At 70.0% G+C, this 14,829-nt stretch carries 15 protein-coding genes; 11 read left to right on the top strand and 4 right to left on the bottom strand.

Features of this window, described 5'->3' with window-relative positions; genetic code table 11:
- Window positions 1-155: 155 nt before the first annotated feature.
- From WMF28_RS33830 to WMF28_RS33815, 4 genes are all read left to right on the top strand, one after another.
- On the top strand, window positions 156-1,046 hold the full coding sequence (locus tag WMF28_RS33830) for a transposase (protein WP_437597616.1): 891 nt from the start codon (window positions 156-158) through the stop codon (window positions 1,044-1,046).
- Between the two features lie 229 nt (window positions 1,047-1,275).
- The gene (locus tag WMF28_RS33825) at window positions 1,276-1,632 is read left to right on the top strand and encodes an ArsR/SmtB family transcription factor (RefSeq protein WP_437597615.1); all 357 of its coding nucleotides are present in this window, start codon (window positions 1,276-1,278) and stop codon (window positions 1,630-1,632) included.
- Between the two features lie 37 nt (window positions 1,633-1,669).
- Entirely contained in the window at window positions 1,670-2,143 is a 474-nt protein-coding gene (locus WMF28_RS33820) for an SRPBCC family protein (protein ID WP_129572587.1), read from the top strand.
- Window positions 2,144-2,631: 488 nt separating this feature from the next.
- Window positions 2,632-5,085 (top strand): protein kinase domain-containing protein, encoded by a 2,454-nt coding sequence (locus WMF28_RS33815; protein ID WP_437597613.1) that lies wholly within the window; start codon window positions 2,632-2,634, stop codon window positions 5,083-5,085.
- Between the two features lie 6 nt (window positions 5,086-5,091).
- Here the strand turns inward: WMF28_RS33815 and WMF28_RS33810 are convergent, their stop codons facing one another.
- Complete coding sequence (locus WMF28_RS33810) at window positions 5,092-6,609, bottom strand: hypothetical protein (RefSeq protein WP_437597612.1); 1,518 nt, start codon at window positions 6,607-6,609, stop codon at window positions 5,092-5,094.
- A 113-nt stretch (window positions 6,610-6,722) separates the two neighbouring features.
- On the opposite strand from WMF28_RS33810, the gene WMF28_RS33805 reads away from it, so the two are divergent.
- The 3 genes from WMF28_RS33805 (at window position 6,723) to WMF28_RS33795 (ending at window position 8,511) form a co-directional block, all read left to right on the top strand.
- Window positions 6,723-7,664: an FHA domain-containing protein gene (locus tag WMF28_RS33805; protein WP_437597611.1), complete on the top strand. Its 942-nt coding sequence runs from the start codon at window positions 6,723-6,725 to the stop codon at window positions 7,662-7,664.
- A gap of 184 nt (window positions 7,665-7,848) precedes the next feature.
- Complete coding sequence (locus WMF28_RS33800; protein ID WP_437597610.1) at window positions 7,849-8,292, top strand: hypothetical protein; 444 nt, start codon at window positions 7,849-7,851, stop codon at window positions 8,290-8,292.
- Between the two features lie 66 nt (window positions 8,293-8,358).
- A complete protein-coding gene (locus tag WMF28_RS33795) occupies window positions 8,359-8,511 on the top strand; it encodes a hypothetical protein (RefSeq protein WP_437597609.1) in 153 nt (50 codons plus the stop codon).
- Between the two features lie 53 nt (window positions 8,512-8,564).
- Here WMF28_RS33795 and WMF28_RS33790 read toward each other — a convergent pair whose 3' ends face one another.
- The gene (locus tag WMF28_RS33790) at window positions 8,565-8,825 is read right to left on the bottom strand and encodes a hypothetical protein (protein ID WP_437604390.1); all 261 of its coding nucleotides are present in this window, start codon (window positions 8,823-8,825) and stop codon (window positions 8,565-8,567) included.
- Between the two features lie 248 nt (window positions 8,826-9,073).
- Here WMF28_RS33790 and WMF28_RS33785 point away from each other — a divergent pair, with 248 nt between their 5' ends.
- The 4 genes from WMF28_RS33785 to WMF28_RS33770 all read left to right on the top strand — a co-directional run bounded on the left by WMF28_RS33785 (window position 9,074) and on the right by WMF28_RS33770 (window position 12,529).
- Entirely contained in the window at window positions 9,074-9,223 is a 150-nt protein-coding gene (locus WMF28_RS33785; RefSeq protein ID WP_437597608.1) for a hypothetical protein, read from the top strand.
- A gap of 1,774 nt (window positions 9,224-10,997) precedes the next feature.
- Window positions 10,998-11,462, top strand: a complete 465-nt coding sequence (locus tag WMF28_RS33780; protein WP_437597607.1) for a hypothetical protein — start codon at window positions 10,998-11,000, stop codon at window positions 11,460-11,462.
- A 172-nt stretch (window positions 11,463-11,634) separates the two neighbouring features.
- Window positions 11,635-12,243 carry a hypothetical protein gene (locus WMF28_RS33775; protein WP_437597606.1) on the top strand — a complete coding sequence of 203 codons (609 nt, stop codon included), beginning with the start codon at window positions 11,635-11,637 and terminating at the stop codon, window positions 12,241-12,243.
- 73 nt (window positions 12,244-12,316) lie between these two features.
- Window positions 12,317-12,529 (top strand): hypothetical protein, encoded by a 213-nt coding sequence (locus tag WMF28_RS33770; protein WP_437597605.1) that lies wholly within the window; start codon window positions 12,317-12,319, stop codon window positions 12,527-12,529.
- Between the two features lie 326 nt (window positions 12,530-12,855).
- Here WMF28_RS33770 and WMF28_RS33765 read toward each other — a convergent pair whose 3' ends face one another.
- On the bottom strand, window positions 12,856-13,953 hold the full coding sequence (locus WMF28_RS33765) for an IS630 family transposase (protein WP_437597604.1): 1,098 nt from the start codon (window positions 13,951-13,953) through the stop codon (window positions 12,856-12,858).
- 56 nt (window positions 13,954-14,009) lie between these two features.
- The gene (locus WMF28_RS33760; RefSeq protein ID WP_437597602.1) at window positions 14,010-14,744 is read right to left on the bottom strand and encodes a TVP38/TMEM64 family protein; all 735 of its coding nucleotides are present in this window, start codon (window positions 14,742-14,744) and stop codon (window positions 14,010-14,012) included.
- Window positions 14,745-14,829 lie beyond the last annotated feature (85 nt).

The raw sequence follows: 14,829 nt of genomic DNA, 5'->3' as shown, positions 1-14,829 counted from the left end.
GAAGGCGACGCCAGCGCCGTCTCGACAGCGGCGCCGGTGACGTGGAGCTGGGGCACGGGCGTGGTGGGGTCGGTGGATGGCCGCCAGCGAGATGGGGGTCAGGCGGCAGTCACCCTGGAGTTGACTCGGCGCGTGGCAACCGGTGACCTGCTCCCATGGCGCGCACGGCTCCGGGCACGACGACGCGCGCCGGTGCGCACCATGCCGCGGCGAGGGAGGCGCTGCTGCGTTACGTGCTGCGACCCCCGATCGCAGAGGAGCGCGTCGAGCCGCAGCAGGACGGCCTGGTGCGGCTCTCGCTCAAGCGCGCCTTCGCTGACGGGACTGTCGCGGTGGACATGGATCCGCTCTCGCTCCTGTGCCGCCTCGCGGCCAGCGTCCCGCCGCCGCGCTTTCACACCGTCAAGTGCGCGGGCGTGCTCGCCTCGGCAAGTCGCCCACGTTGGCGCGCAAGCGCATCGGACCGCGCCCTGCGAAGCCAGAAGAGCCTACGAAGGCGGACGATGACGCCGCTCCGAAACGCAAGCGTGGCGGCTATCGAGCGGTCGACAAACCGCGCCGAGCCCTTGCGCCGCACATTTGCGATCGATGTCCTCGAGTGCCCAACTTGCAAGGGGCGGATGAAGCTCGTCGCCATGGTCACCGAGCCCCGGAACATCGTCCGCTTCCTCTCCGCGCTCGGCGAGCCGACCGATGTTCCAGCACGCTCTCCCAGCGTCCACGCGGCGGCCGCCGTACTGGAAAAGCACCGTTGTGCGCCGCAAGGCGCCCGGCGACGCCGCATAGCGTCTCGCGACGCGCCTCCCGGGCCAGACCAACACCCGGACGGACACGTGTGCCCACGGCACGCCGATGCGCCCCTCAGCGCGCGCGGCGCCGCCCGGACCACGCTCTTTCGACCCAGGACCGAGCCATCACGACGCTCGCGGTCCCACCCTTTCGGTTTGCTGCGCTACACTTCTTCGCGCTGCGATCCGGCTTCTTTTACCTACGCGCTGCTACCAGGCATAGCGCACCCACACCCGTCGTCGTCGGGGATTAGGTAGTCCAACCGCCTGCTGCCCCGTACGGGATTAGGTAGTCCAACCGCCTGCTGGCCCCGTACCCCCGCGGCCGGGGGCGCGTTGGCCCGGCGAGGCGGGGTGGCGGCGCCGAGCCGTATTCCGCTGTCACTGCAAATTGTCGCAAATTTCTGAATCAAAGTCGGCTCGCGACGGAGCACGCGCTCGATCTCCTCTTGCACGATGCCGACTCGCGCGTTAGATGCTGAACCACATGGTTCAGTATTCGAGTGCCCGCCTCGATGCTTCCTTCGCCGCGCTTTCCGACGCGACCCGGCGCGGCGTTCTGGAGCAGCTCGGACGAGCCGACGCTTCGATCACGGACCTCGCCGAGAAGTTTCACATGACCCTCACGGGCATGAAGAAGCACGTCGGCGTCCTCGAGCGGGCCGGGCTCGTCACCACCGAGAAGGTCGGCCGCGTGCGTACCTGCAAGCTCGGCCCGCGCCGGCTCGACGAAGAGACGGCGTGGATCGAGAGGTACCGCCACCTCTGGGCCGCACGCTTCGACGAGCTGGACAAGGTCATCGAGGAGCTGAAACGAAAGGAGAACGTCGATGGACGCAAGTAAAGAGAGTGAGCCCCAATTGACGAGTAATCGCACGACGGTGGAACCGAAGTCCGATCGCGAGATCGTCGTCACACGGACCTTCGATGCCCCGGCGCGCATCGTGTTCCAGGCGTGGACCACGCCGGAGCTGTTCAGGCGGTGGTGGATACCGAAGTCGATGCCCGTGCCTCTACTTTCCTACGAAGCGGATATTCGCGCCGGCGGCAGCTACCGCCTGGTCTTTGGTCACGATGCCGCGCAGCCGATGGCGTTCTTCGGCACGTACCTCGAAGTGACACCGCATTCGCGCATCGTGTGGACGAACGACGAAGCGGGCGACGATGGCGCCGTCACGACCGTGACCCTCGAGGAAAAAGGCGGCAAGACGCTGCAGGTGCTGCACGAGCTCTATCGATCGAAGCAAGCGCGCGACGCCGCCCTGGCCTCGGGCGCGTACAGCGGGATGGGCGAGACGTTCGAGCAGCTCGATGAGCTTCTCGTCACGCTTGGTACGACGGCGCGATCGTCCTGAAGCCATCGCGCGGGAGGGGCGCCGGGGAGCGCGACGAGCGCGGTCCTCCTTCTCGGCGCTGCGCATTCACGCGGGCGGCGCGAGGCGCACGAGGGCCGCCGCCTCGGCACGCGCGCGAAGAGGGCGCGGAGCTCGGGCGGGATTCTCTGCAAATGCACGCGTCGTCACCGCGTTCGTTCGAGTGGATCCTCTTACGGCCACGCGCAACCGACCCGCGCTTCCAGATGGACGGGCGGTCGGGCGTTTGCGAGAACGTCGACCGACTCGCCAGGGCGGCTTCCGAGAAGGCTTGCCTCCTCCGGACCCCCCGTCATCGCGCCTGATCCGCCTCGGCGATGGCGTTCTCCGGTGGGTCGAGCACCCCGCCATCAAAGAGCTGGATCGACAGGCGCTTCTTTTACCTACGCGCTGACGCGAGTATTTCAGCGCCTCCCGCGCGCCTCGAGGGCTGTCCCGGCCGAGCTTTGCCGGTACCATCGCCGCGCCGCATGGCCTCGAAGCTCTCGCCGAGCGACGACACGGAGAGCACCGCCACGGGCGCCGGGGCGGCGGGCGCGCTCGCGGGCGCGCTGGAGCTGCCCGAGCGCTACGAGGATCGGGGCCAGCTCGGCAGCGGCGGCTTCGGGGAGGTGCGGCGCGTCTGGGATCGCAAGCTCAAGCGCGCCGTGGCCATGAAGATCCTCCGGCCCGACGTGGCGCCGTCCGCGGCGCGCCGCGCGCGGTTCCTCGCCGAGATCGAGCTGACCGCGAGGCTGTCGCACCCGGGGATCGTGGCGGTCTACGACTACGGCGAGCTCGAGGGGGGACAGCTGTGGTTCACGATGGCCGAGGTGCGGGGGCGGACGCTGCGGGCGGTCATCGAGGAGGCGTTTCGCGCGGGCGGCGGGCACGTGCCGCGGCGCCGGCTGCTCGATGTGTTCGCGCGCGTCTGCGAGACCGTGGCCTACGCGCACAGCCGCGGCGTCATCCACCGCGATCTGAAGCCGGCCAACGTGATGGTGGGCGCGTTTGCGGAGGTGCTGGTGATGGACTGGGGGATCGCCCGGAGCGCCGGAGAGCGGGAAGATGTCGCCGGGCCCGGCGCGGGGGCGGGCCGAGCGGCGGCGCCGGCCGGGCTGACGGGTGCGGGCGACATCATCGGAACCCCCGCGTACATGGCGCCCGAGCAGGCGCGCGGCGACGTGCGGCGGCACGGGCCCGCGACGGACACCTACGCGCTCGGGGCCATGCTGCACGACGTGCTCGTCGGCCGCCCGCCGCCCGCCGCGTCAACGAGGGTGGCGTCGGACGATCCGCCGCTGCTCGACGGGGCGCGCGGGACGTCCGACGTGCCGCCGGAGCTCGCGGCCATCTGCCGGCGCGCCATGGCGCTCGAGGTGGAGGCGCGCTACCCGGACGCGGGCGCGCTGGCGCGCGACGTCGAGGCGTTCCTCGACGGCGCGCGGCGGCGCGAGCGGGCGCTCGCGGCGTTCGTGGGCGTGCGCGCGCTGGGCGAGGCGCGCGCAGATCTGCGGGCGCGGGCCGCGGCGGCGCGCGACGAGGCGCGGCGCGCGCTCGCGGGCGTGAAGCCGTCCGACGCCATCGAGGCCAAGGCGCCGGGCTGGGAGCGCGAGGACGAGGCCGAGCGGCTGGAGCGCGAGGCCTCGCTTCGGGAGGCGGAGTGGATCCAGGCCGTGCACGGCGCGCTGGCGATCGACCCCGAGCTGCCCGAAGCGCACGGCGCGCTCGCCGACCACTACCGCGATCAGCTGCTCGACGCCGAGCGCGCGCGCCGCCTCGCCGACGCCGCCCGCGCCGAGGTGCTGCTGCGCGCCCACGATCGCGGCAGGCACGCGGCGTTCCTGCGCGGCGACGGGGCCGTCACCCTGGTCACCGATCCGCCGGGCGCGCGCGTCACCGTGCACCGTTACGTGCTCCGGGGGCGGCGCCTCGTCGAGGAGCCGGCGGGCGAGCTGGGCCGTACGCCGCTCCATGCGGCGGCGCTGCCGCACGGCAGCTACCTCCTCCGCGTCTCGGCGCCGGGGCGCCGGGAGGTCCGCTATCCGGTGCTCGTCGAGCGCGGCGAGCACTGGGACAGCACGCCGTCCGGCGCGTCCGCGCCCGTCCCCATCGCGCTCCCGCGCGAGGGCGATCTCGGCCCCAACGAGGTCTACGTGCCCGCCGGGTACGCCTGGACCGGCGGCGATCCCGAGGCGGCCGACGCGCTGCCGCGGCGACGCATCTGGGTGGACGGCTTCGTCCTCCGGCGCTTCTCCGTGACCAACCGCGAGCTCCTGGAGTTTCTCGACGACCTCGCGCGGCAGGGCCTCGACAACGCGGCGCTGGGGCTGCCTGCGGCCCACCCCGGCGTCCTCGCGGAGGCGCTCGGGGGGCCGGGGATCACGCGCGACGCCGCGGGCCGCTTCGCGCTGCGCCGCGACACGCCGGATCCGCCGCCCCAGGAGCGCTGGCCCGCGATCGTCGACGGCCACGTCGCCGGGGCCTATGCGCGCTGGCTGGCGATCCGCACGGGGAAGCCGTGGCGGCTGCCGGACGAGATCGAGCGCGAGAAGGCGGCGCGTGGCGCCGACGGGCGGCTGTTCCCCTGGGGGGATCACGCGGAGCCGGCGTTCGCGTGCGTGCTGGAGATCCACCGCGGCGAGCCCACGCCGTGGCCCGTGGACGAGCCGCCCACCGACGAGAGCCCTTATGGCGCGCGCGGGCTCGGCGGCACGGCGCGCGACTGGTGCGCGAACGTGTGGCGGCACGGCGGGCCGCCCGTGGAGGGCGGGCGGCTGCGGCTCGAGGCGGCCGACCCGGAGGACGACGATTTCCGCGCCATTCGCGGGGGCGGCTGGGGGAGCTCGATCGCGTACTCGCGCGCCGCCGTGCGCTTCGGCGCGCGCCCGGGGATCCGCCGGCCGCTCGTGGGCATCCGGCCGGCGCGCTCCTTTCCGGGCTGATCGGGATCAGGTCGCGGTGAGCACGGAGACGCCGCTCCCTGTGACAACCGCGAGGGCGAGCGTGGTGACGTCGCCGCTGGGGGTGAGCGCTGCGAGAGCCGGATTCGCCAGCGCCTCACAGCCGGCGATCTGCTCCGGGAGCTGCGCGAAGCCAGACCAGCTCTTGCCGTCGTCGCTGGAGCAGATCCAGACGTTCTGGTACGCGTCCGTGAACGCGAGGTACAGCCGGTCGAGGTAGACGCAGAAGCTCGGGTTCGAGAGGACCAGGGGGCTCGCGGGCTCCGGCGCCGAAGGATCGCTCGTGACCGTGAAGGTCGACGCGTCCACCCAGAGGAGCGCCGTCTTGTGCCAGGACCACGATTCGGGCGAGGCCTGGACGTCGTGTGTCGCGTAGATCTCGATGGTCTGCGAGGCGGCGCCTTGCTGGGCGAGGAGCAGCTGCCCGTTATAGCCAATGAGCGCGGGCGCGCCCGCCGCCTCGACACCCGGGCTGCCATGGTTGGGAGACCAGCGCGACCCGTTCCATGTGCGCACGTGCATGTGGGGCTTCCCTGACGCGGTCAGGTAGGCCATGCACAACACGCTGGTCGATCCGGCGGAAAACACGCTCAGCGCCGGCGCGCTCGAGGCGCTGGCCCCGGTGTGGGTGCTCTTCGACCAGCCCTCGCCGGCGTTCGTGCACATCTTCACCGAGGACGAGCCGCTCTTCAGGTAGACGAGGTACAGCGTGCCGTCCAGCGAGGCCAGCGCCGGCTCGCCAGCGGCCGATATGCCAATCGAGGTCGGGCCCGACCACGTCGCGCCGTCCCCGGAGGTGGAACAGGAGACGGTGTTGTCGCTGGCGTTCGTGAATGCGAGGTAGAACGTATCGCCCAGCTGCGCGAGCCCCACGCCGAGCGCGGCGCCGCCGACGGTCGCCGGCTGGTCCCACGACAGCGGCGATTGCGTCATCTTGTACCACGTGACGCCGGCGGGGGAGCTCACCGTGTTGTAGGTCAGGGTGATTCCGTTGCTGTCGACGGCATATTGCGGCGGACTTCCACTCTGCGTGCCGACATACCAGGTCACGGTCCCTCGCCAGGGCGTCTTGTGTTTGAGCGCGAAATCGAGCCCTACCTGGTCCCCGGCGGCGTTGGTGCCGAGGAACAGGCCGGCCGGGGGCAACGCCGATGCCGTCACCGGTGTCCACAGGCTCTGCGCGGGCATGTCGACCGGCGGCGGGGTCGAAGGGGCATTCCCCAGCTCCTCCCCTGGTCCGATCGTGATCTGGGTCGTCCCCGTCTCGGGGTTCTTCAGGTCATCGAGGAAGGTGGGATCGATCTCCCAGAGCTCCGTGTTCGTCGGGTAGCTGTTGCTGTTGGATGACGCGGGGTCGATCGCACCGAAACCCGACGCCGGGCCCGTCACGTAAACAGCCCATGACGCGCTGGTCACGCCCGAGATCGACAGCGAATATTTCATGTCCGGGGTGAGCTGATACGGCCGCGGCTTCGATCCCACGGCGGTCTCGTCGAGCTTCGTCATCCTCGTCCTCCTTGTCGATCCCACCTTTAAAGCACCTGCCGGGCCGCATCCATGACGCGAACCTTACAGCTGCCCCTTCTTTCCGCGCGGGGGGCGGTGGTAGCCTCGCGACCGTGGCGATCCTGGAGCAACGCGGCGGCGGCACCCGGGCGGCGCTCGCGGCGCACGCGCTGGTGGGGCGGTCGTCGGTGTGCGCGGTGCGGATCGAGGTGCGGCTCGCCTCTGCGGAGCACGCGCGCCTGTCGTACCGCGACGGCGCCTGGTCGGTGCGCGATCTGGGCAGCAAGAACGGCACCTTCGTCAACGGCGAGCGCCTCGCGCCCGGAAGCGCGCGAGCCCTCGCCGGGGGCGACCAGCTCGCGTTCGGCGATCCGGAGGCGACGTGGACCCTCGCCGACGCCTCGCCGCCCGTGCCCATGGCGCGGCGGCTCTCCGACGGCGCGCTCCTCGCCGGCGCGGGCGCCCTGCTCGCCCTGCCCTCGGCGGACGATCTGCGCGCCTGCGTGGTGGAGGCCGAGGGCGGGAGCTTCCTGGTGGAGATCGACGGGCAATCGCGCCCGGCCCACGACGGCGAGGTCCTGCAGCTCGGGGGCGAGGCGTTCGCGCTGCACCTGCCCACGCCCCCCGCCGCCACCGACGACGCGGGCGAGCACGCCGGCCGCATCGACGAGACCGAGCTGCGCTTCCGGGTCAGCCGCGACGAGGAGGCGGTCGAGCTCACCGTGGCGGGAGGCGGAGACGCGCGCGTGCTCCCGCCCCGCTCGCACCATTACATGCTGCTCACGCTGGCGCGCGCCCGGCTCCGGGACCGCGACGCGGGGTCGCTCGGCCCCCCGCAGCGCGGCTGGGTCTTCGTCGACGATCTCTGCCGGATGCTGTCGATGGACGAGAACAAGCTCAACGTCGAGATCTACCGGGTGCGGCAGGAGATGAGCGCCGCCGGCCTCGCCAGAGCCGCCGCGGTGATCGAGCGGCGCCGCAGCAGCCGGCAGCTCCGCGTGGGCACGGAGCGGCTGGTGATCACGCCGATGCCGGCGGCGGGCGTGGGCGCGTAAGACTCGTGTAATGGTGCTGTCGGGCGCGGCGGCTTAAGACTCCTCTGTACCCGCGGGGCGACGGGCAGGAGCGACGGCTCGCTCCACCCGTGCACCCCGCGCCACGGCGGCTCGCGAGGGGCATCTCGCTCGCTCGCGGACAGACCGCGCGGACCCCTCGTGGACCGCGCATGGAGGAAACATCATGTCCGACAATACCTACGTGAACATCTACGTCTCCAACAACCTCGGCTACGGGATCGGCCAGGTCTGGCTCTCGCACACCACCAGCGAGACCACGTGGATCGAGTGCTGGATCGGGGAGAACGTCGCGAATGGCCAGAGCACCCTGGCGCAGGGGTGGACGGCCGCGCTCGTGCCCAGCAGCAGCGACTACTGGACCGTCATGTGGACGGACACCTCGAACAACCTCTATGGCACCTCGATCAATTTCAAGGCCACGTGCGACACGGACGGCGGCGACATCGATCTCCAGCTGCAGGGCACCGGGAGCAGCGTGGTGGTGCTCCAGGGCACGACGGTCCAGGGCAGCACCTCCAACCTCCAGTACGGCTACGCGCCCAGCTCCTCCAGCGCGGCGCGCGCCGCCGAGCGGCCCACGAGCGGCGTGGCGAGGGCTCCTTCCTGATCGCTGACGGATGGGGCGTTGCACAAAGGGTGGGTGTCAAGAGTGCTTGCGAAGATTCGATCTCTCATGGAGTTGCCGAGGACTGCCTGCGGCATCGCTTCCACGCACGAACTCGAAGCTGCCACGCACAAGCTCGACGCGCCGGTCGCTTCGTGGGACGGCGAAGGCGAGCCGCCGGCCGCCATGGTCGCTTGGGCCTCCAGCTTCCTGGCGAGCTGACCCGTGGACTCGGTCGCGGATCTCCGCGCCGACCTCCCGTGACGTGACTGCGGCTATTCGGGAAAGCGAAGCGTCTCGTGGACCTCGCCGCTCTCTCCCACCGTCGTGCTGTCCTCGTGGTTCCACAGGGTGCCGCCCTTGCCCGGACGTCCGGTCTTGATGGTGACGCCCTCGAGCGTGAGCTGGTCCTCGTCGAGGTAGGCGACGCCGATGACGTCTGGGAGCCGTACTACGGCCCGGTTCTGCTCGCGCAGGTCACCCTCAAGAACAAGGAGCTGAAGCTGGCCAGGGCGCGGTGACCTGCGCGAACTCACGCCGGATCGTGAGAGAAGGCCCGTGCGCAGCGGAGGTGCTGGTGGCACAACTCGGGGATGCGCCTCATCAACCTCGCGCTGCCACCCTCGTTCTTCGACAAGCTGGGTCTTCCCCGACTTGCCGCGTGACCTCAACTCTTCGAACCGCCGGATGCGGACCCGCCTGTCCGGTGGTGTGGCAGGGGCCGCCGGGGAAACCCGGCGCCCCTATGCCGATATGGTCAAGCCTCGGGCCTGGGGAGCTCGCCGTGACCGATCCGTCGCCTCGGGCGGCCGTGGTCGCCTCGCTCGCCAGCACCCTGAGCCGCGCCGTCGCCCTCGGGGATGAGGTGAGTGCCCGGGTCGTTCACGAGACGATCGGTCGCCTGCTCGGGCTGCCGGTGGCACCGGAGCGGTGAGCAATGTAGAGCGTCAGTAAAAGTTACTGTCGCTTGACAAGCAAGCTTGGACCGAACGTCGAGCTCGCACCAGCGGCGGCGTGGGTGTGCTCTGGGGGGCTCGGCAGGCTCGCCGTCGGCGAGGCGGCGAGACGCACCCCGGAGAACTCTGGGCCCAGGCGTGTACCGTCAGTCGGGCGGATCCCAGAGCTTAGCGCCCCGTGGAAGGCCTCCCGAGGGCACTCCGCACCGGAGCGAGGCCCCGGCGGGGCATCGCGCTCCGCCGGGGCACATCGATCACTCGATCTGGATGCAGAAACAGTCGGTCAAGCCAGGGTATCCCTACAGCTTCAGCCCGGCGGCAGAAGAGGGCGCACCCTATAGACTCAGCCGCACCGACCCACATGCTTCTTCTCGAAAGCATTACCACATAGGCCCAGGACCATTTAAGACGCCCTATAGACCGCCCTCAAGCGCTTTATAAAGCGACTGGCGTTCGTCTCGTTGTTCAGTGCGACGAGGTGGTCGAGCGGCGGCCGTTTCGTGGGGTCGGGGCGTTCGTCAACCAAACCGGTCGACGAACAGCCCCCGCCCGGAGCTCCGCACGACGCCGCGGCCGCTCCGCAAGCGCTGATCTCGACGCCTGGGCTGCGCTGCCTGCTCGTGCGACTGCGCCGCGCGGATGACGGGCGCCGAGCTGGCCGACGCGCGCCGCACCGAGCTCGTGCGCGGGGTTCATCACCTCCGCTGCTCCCGAGCTCGACCAGACGGGCCTCGACGTTGGCGACGGCCCCGAGCTCGCCGGCGCTCCGCGCTCGGGCGCATCGTGGGGGAGCTCGCGGCTCACGCTCGGCGAGGGGATCTTCTCCTCCTTGCAGAACACCTCGCCGAAGACGCTCGGACGGGCGGGACGATCCGCTCCACCCACGGCGAGCCAAATACCGAGCCGGGGCGCGCTCGCGCAACGGTTGCTGGAACACACCGGGAGGAGCCCAGGCGCAACCCTGGACCATGAGGCGCCCGACGGGGGCGCGCTTGGCGGGTCCGGCCGGCTCGACGTCGCGCTCCAGCGCGCGAGCGCGGCCTCGGTGCTGGAGCTCGGCGGGCGGCGAGATGGCGCGCCCCGAGGGGCCGAACGGCAGCCCCGTAGCCTACGCGCACCCGCGAGCATCGAGCTCTACGAGCGGCTCGCTGCTCGCGATCAACCACGCCCCGTTCACGGAGGACCCAGCATCGTTCGCCTTGCTCAAGGTCTTCGTCGACGCCCGGAGCGCGCGTCCCCGCTCCGCGCATACCCTGAGAGAGGAGTCCAAAACTGATTTTATTAGTTTAGTGGTGCTATTTAAAAATGCTGCTGCGTCCACCTTCATTCCAAATCTTCGCGATCGGACGAAACAAATCGCAAGAAGAACGTTCTTGACGTTTCGATGCTTTTCGTAGAATCTCCGTGTGTGCTCTGACGTAGGAGGGAGGGGAAGTGTTCTTGCGCGGCGTGGAATGATTCCGCCGTTGTAGTAAAATCGAACGCTCGCTATAGATTGTGGGTTTATGAGATCGTGCGCCTGCGCGAGCGGTGATCCTCGCAGTGCGCCCCTGTTCGGGGGCGAGCGCGTTCTCTCCGCAGGCATCCGAGGGGGCGACGGCTCAGAGCCTTTCTGAGCGGGAGCCTCATGGGTCGCGGTGTCGATCTGCGACGTGACATCGAGAGAGGAGGCCGGACCCGAACGAGGTCCTGTCAGGGTCGCCGTGTGTCCGAGTAACTGTTCTGCCAATTTGGGACGCGTAAGGAGGATTTATGAAGAAATGGGCCATGGGTCTGCTGGGAACGGCTGCGTTTGCTCTCCTGACCACCGGAGCCGCGATCGGCTATTCTGATACGCTGCCGGCGATGGCGGGCCATGCCTGGGTGGCCGCCGATGCCGGTTGTTTTGCCTCGGCCTGGTCCGAGGTGAGAAATACGTGCGGCAGCACCAAGAAGCTCCTCGTTCCGATTCAGTCGCGAGCGAACGGCTCGGTCAATTTCAGGGCGACCCCCACCATCACCAGTCCGATCTGCGTCGCCACGCCGACATGCCGGGCCGTGGTGACCACTCCGAGCAACGGCTTTGTTGCTCAGAGTGGCGCCACCCTCATCTGCTCTAGTGCGAGCCCTCCGGCGGCCGTCTCCCTCGGGACCCTCACGGTGTCCAGCACATCGGTCGCGCACTACGACTGCGACTTTCCGGGCCCCTCGGCGGCGATCGGCTCCTTCACGTTCTGAAGGGGGCGAGGCGGGACGCCGCCACAAAGAAACGATAGGCGCGACGCGCCGCATGTGAGCGCGCTTCATGCGCCAACGCGTGCTCCGGAGGGAACCGCACCCCGCGTGCGGATCCCTCCCGGGCGCGAAGCTCGTGAGCCATGCCTGCAGATCATCAGTCGACGGTGAGAAAATGAAACAGACACTCAAGCTCGGGGTCTCCGTGATCGCCATCGCCGTTGCGGTCGTCGGCGTCGTGCAATTTCTCGTGGACCGCTCACCGAAACACCGAGAGCGCGAGTACCGCGTCACGGTTGCCGAGCCGACCCGCGGCGCCAGGGCTCCGGAGCGCCACGCGGCACCGGCGCGGCCGCCGCACCGAGAGCTCGCACCGGAGCCGACCGCTGAGCCAGAATCGCCTGCCGCCGAGAGAGCAGCGGACGTCGAGCCCGCCGCTCCGGAGCCCGAGGACCAGGTGGCGCACGTCGAGGCGCTGTATAGCGGCGAGCCTGTCGATCGCAGCTGGGCTGCCTCGGCTGAACAACGGCTGGACGAAGGGCTGCGGAGCTACTTCGGGAAGGGGTCGCGCATGCTGTCCGTCGATTGCCGGACGTCCCTGTGCAAGGTCAATGTATCTCATCAGGGCCTGTCGGAGCAGATCGCCTTCGTCGAGCAGGCGTTTCGTGCGAACGACTACTGGCCGGGCGCGAGGATGGCCTGGAGGCAGCAGAACCCCGATGGGAGCGTCACGAGCGAGCTGTACTTCGTGAAGGACGGCGAGCCCCTGCCCCAGCTCAACTAGGCGCGGCAAGGCCCGCTCGCTTGACCGTGCATCCCCTCTGACCAACATGCTGCGTCGTGTGAGGAGGGGGAACATGGATGTGCCCGAGGAGCGCAAGAGGCAGGAGCGCAAGAGGCTACTCCGGAGGTCGCTCGATCGTTATCAACGCCGCCTCGGGCAGGATCTCGAGCTCCATCGGTCCGCTCCCTCCCCCGAGGCCGTCGAGCGCCTCGCCAGCGGAGATCGGTCCGGCATCGAGATCCTCGCCCTCGCCTGCTCGCTCTACGCCCCGCAGGCCGTGGAGTGAAGGCTGCCTCATCGTCGATGCATGGATAAGTTGCTGGTACAGCGTCACTTTTCCAGTGATGGATGCGGATCGCGTAAGGTTCTCCATGTCAACCAGCGCGTGCAGCGTGGCCGTACGGTGGGACCGGTGATGCCGCGAGCCCTTCACCGCGGGCGGCGCGACGGCGGAGGGCGCCCCGTTGGGCCACACCGGAGCCGCCCTCGGCGGCGAAACAGGCGGAAGCCATGAAAATCGCTAATGTTTCCGGCAACTGCTCGTTATCGACCGTTTTCTCTGGCGGGATTTCTGACACACGGAACTAGTGTCCCGTCCCTGAAGAGCGCGAACTAAGTCCTCTCGCCGTGAGCGTCGAGCGTGCGCTGCGCGAATCGAGCGACACTCGCGAGGATTTCGTCCGCCGTCTTGGTCCAGATGAACGGCTTCGGGTCCTCGTTGTGTGCGTCGAGGAACGCTTTGATCGCGCCCTCCAGCGCGCGGACGCTGCGATGGGCGCCGCGCTTGATCTGTCGCTCCGTGAGCAATCCGAACCAGCGCTCGACGAGGTTGAGCCACGAGCCGTAGGTCGGCGTGAAGTGGATGTGAAAGCGCGGGCGCTCGGCGAACCAGGCGCGGATCGCGGCCGTCTTGTGAGTGCCGTAGTTGTCGACGACGACGTGGACGTCGAGGTCGGCGGGAACGTTCGCCTCGATCGTGTCCAGGAACTTGCGGAACTCCACCGCGCGGTGGCGCCGATGGCAGGCGCCGATCACCTTGCCGGTCTTGACGTCGAGCGCAGCGAACAGGGACGTCGTTCCGTGGCGCTCGTAGTCGTGGGTGCGCCGCTCCGCCTGCCCGGGCCGCATCGGCAGTAACGGCTGGGTGCGGTCGAGTGCCTGGATCTGTGACTTCTCGTCGACGCACAGCACCAGCGCCTTGTCGGGCGGATTCATGTACAGCCCAACGATATCGCGCACCTTATCGATGAGCTGCGGGTCCTTGGACAGCTTGAAGGTCTCGGCCCTATGCGGCTGCAGGCCGAAGGCGCGCCAGATGCGGCTGATGGTCATGCGCCCCAGCCCCACCTGCTTGGCCATCTGGCGCGTGCTCCAGTGCGTTGCGCCCCGCGGAGTGGACTCGAGCGTCTTGACGACGACCTCCTCGATTTTTTCGTCAGAGACCGTGCGCGACACGCCGGGTCTGGGCTCGTCGAGCAATCCCTCCAGACGCTCGCGCACGAAGCGTCCCCGCCACTTGCCGACCGTCGCCGGTCGGGTGCCCAGCTTCCTCGCCACGGTCTGGTTGTCGAGCTTGTCCGCGCAGGCGAGCACGATACGCGCGCGCAGCGCCAGGTGCTGCGCCGTCTTGCTTCGGCGCGCGTACGCGCCCAGCTGCGCGCGCTCTTCTTCCGTGAGGACCAGCTCTGCCTTTGGTCGTCCCGTTCGCATGATCGACTTCGATGCGCGCGGGGGCGATTTAGTTCGCGCTCTTCAGGGACGGGACACTAGCCGGACCCATTGCGCATTTGCGCCGACCTCCGCCGCCGTTCCGCCAGGCGAACCAGCAGCAGCGCAATCCCGGGGAGCAGCACGATCCCGGCGAAGAGCAGCAGGACCGACGTGAACCGCGCGGCGGACGCGCCCAGCGCCGCGTAGGTGGCCGAGATGCCGAGGTTGGCCAGGGCCGTCACCGTGAAGAACGCGCGGCGGGGCATGCGGCCCGCGCCCGCGAAGACGACCGACGCCTCGGAGAGCACCGGCACGCCGCGGAGGAGGAGCAGGAACCAGGGGCCGTGCCGCTCGGCGGCGCGCGTGAGCCGCGCGAGCTCCGCCTCGCCCACCATTCGATGCAGGGCCGGCGCCCCCGCCCGCGCGCCGAGCAGGTAGCCCAGCCCCGCGCCCGCCGTCATGCCCGCCCAGGAGACGGCCGTCCCGCGCCAGAACCCGAGCAGGCCGCCCGCGGCCGTGCTCACGAAGCTGGAAGGCACCGGCAGCACCACATCGCCCGCGAGCAGCCCCCCCAGCACGAGCGCCGCCGCGCCGCCCGAGGGCGGGGCCGCGAGGAGCGCCCGCGCCGCCGCCTCGAGGCGGTCCGCGAAGAGGAAAAAGGGCACGAGGATGGCCAGGAGGAGCAGGCCGGAGAAGCCGGCCCAGCCCCGCCAGGAGCGCCGCGGGCGCGCCGGTGCGCCGGGGAGGCGGGGGCTGTCGGGGGGCGGGGTCGATCCAGGGGAAGGCGGCATGCAGCGCTCGGGTCCGGGGAGGGGCCGGCCCGCCGCGAGGGGGGAGCTGGCCGGCCGGCAGACAATTAGCGGACAAGTATATGTG

The sequence above is a fragment of the Sorangium sp. So ce590 genome, from assembly GCF_051521365.1.
GTDB lineage: Bacteria > Myxococcota_A > Polyangia > Polyangiales > Polyangiaceae > Sorangium.
This window is presented reverse-complemented; position numbering and strand designations above follow the sequence as displayed.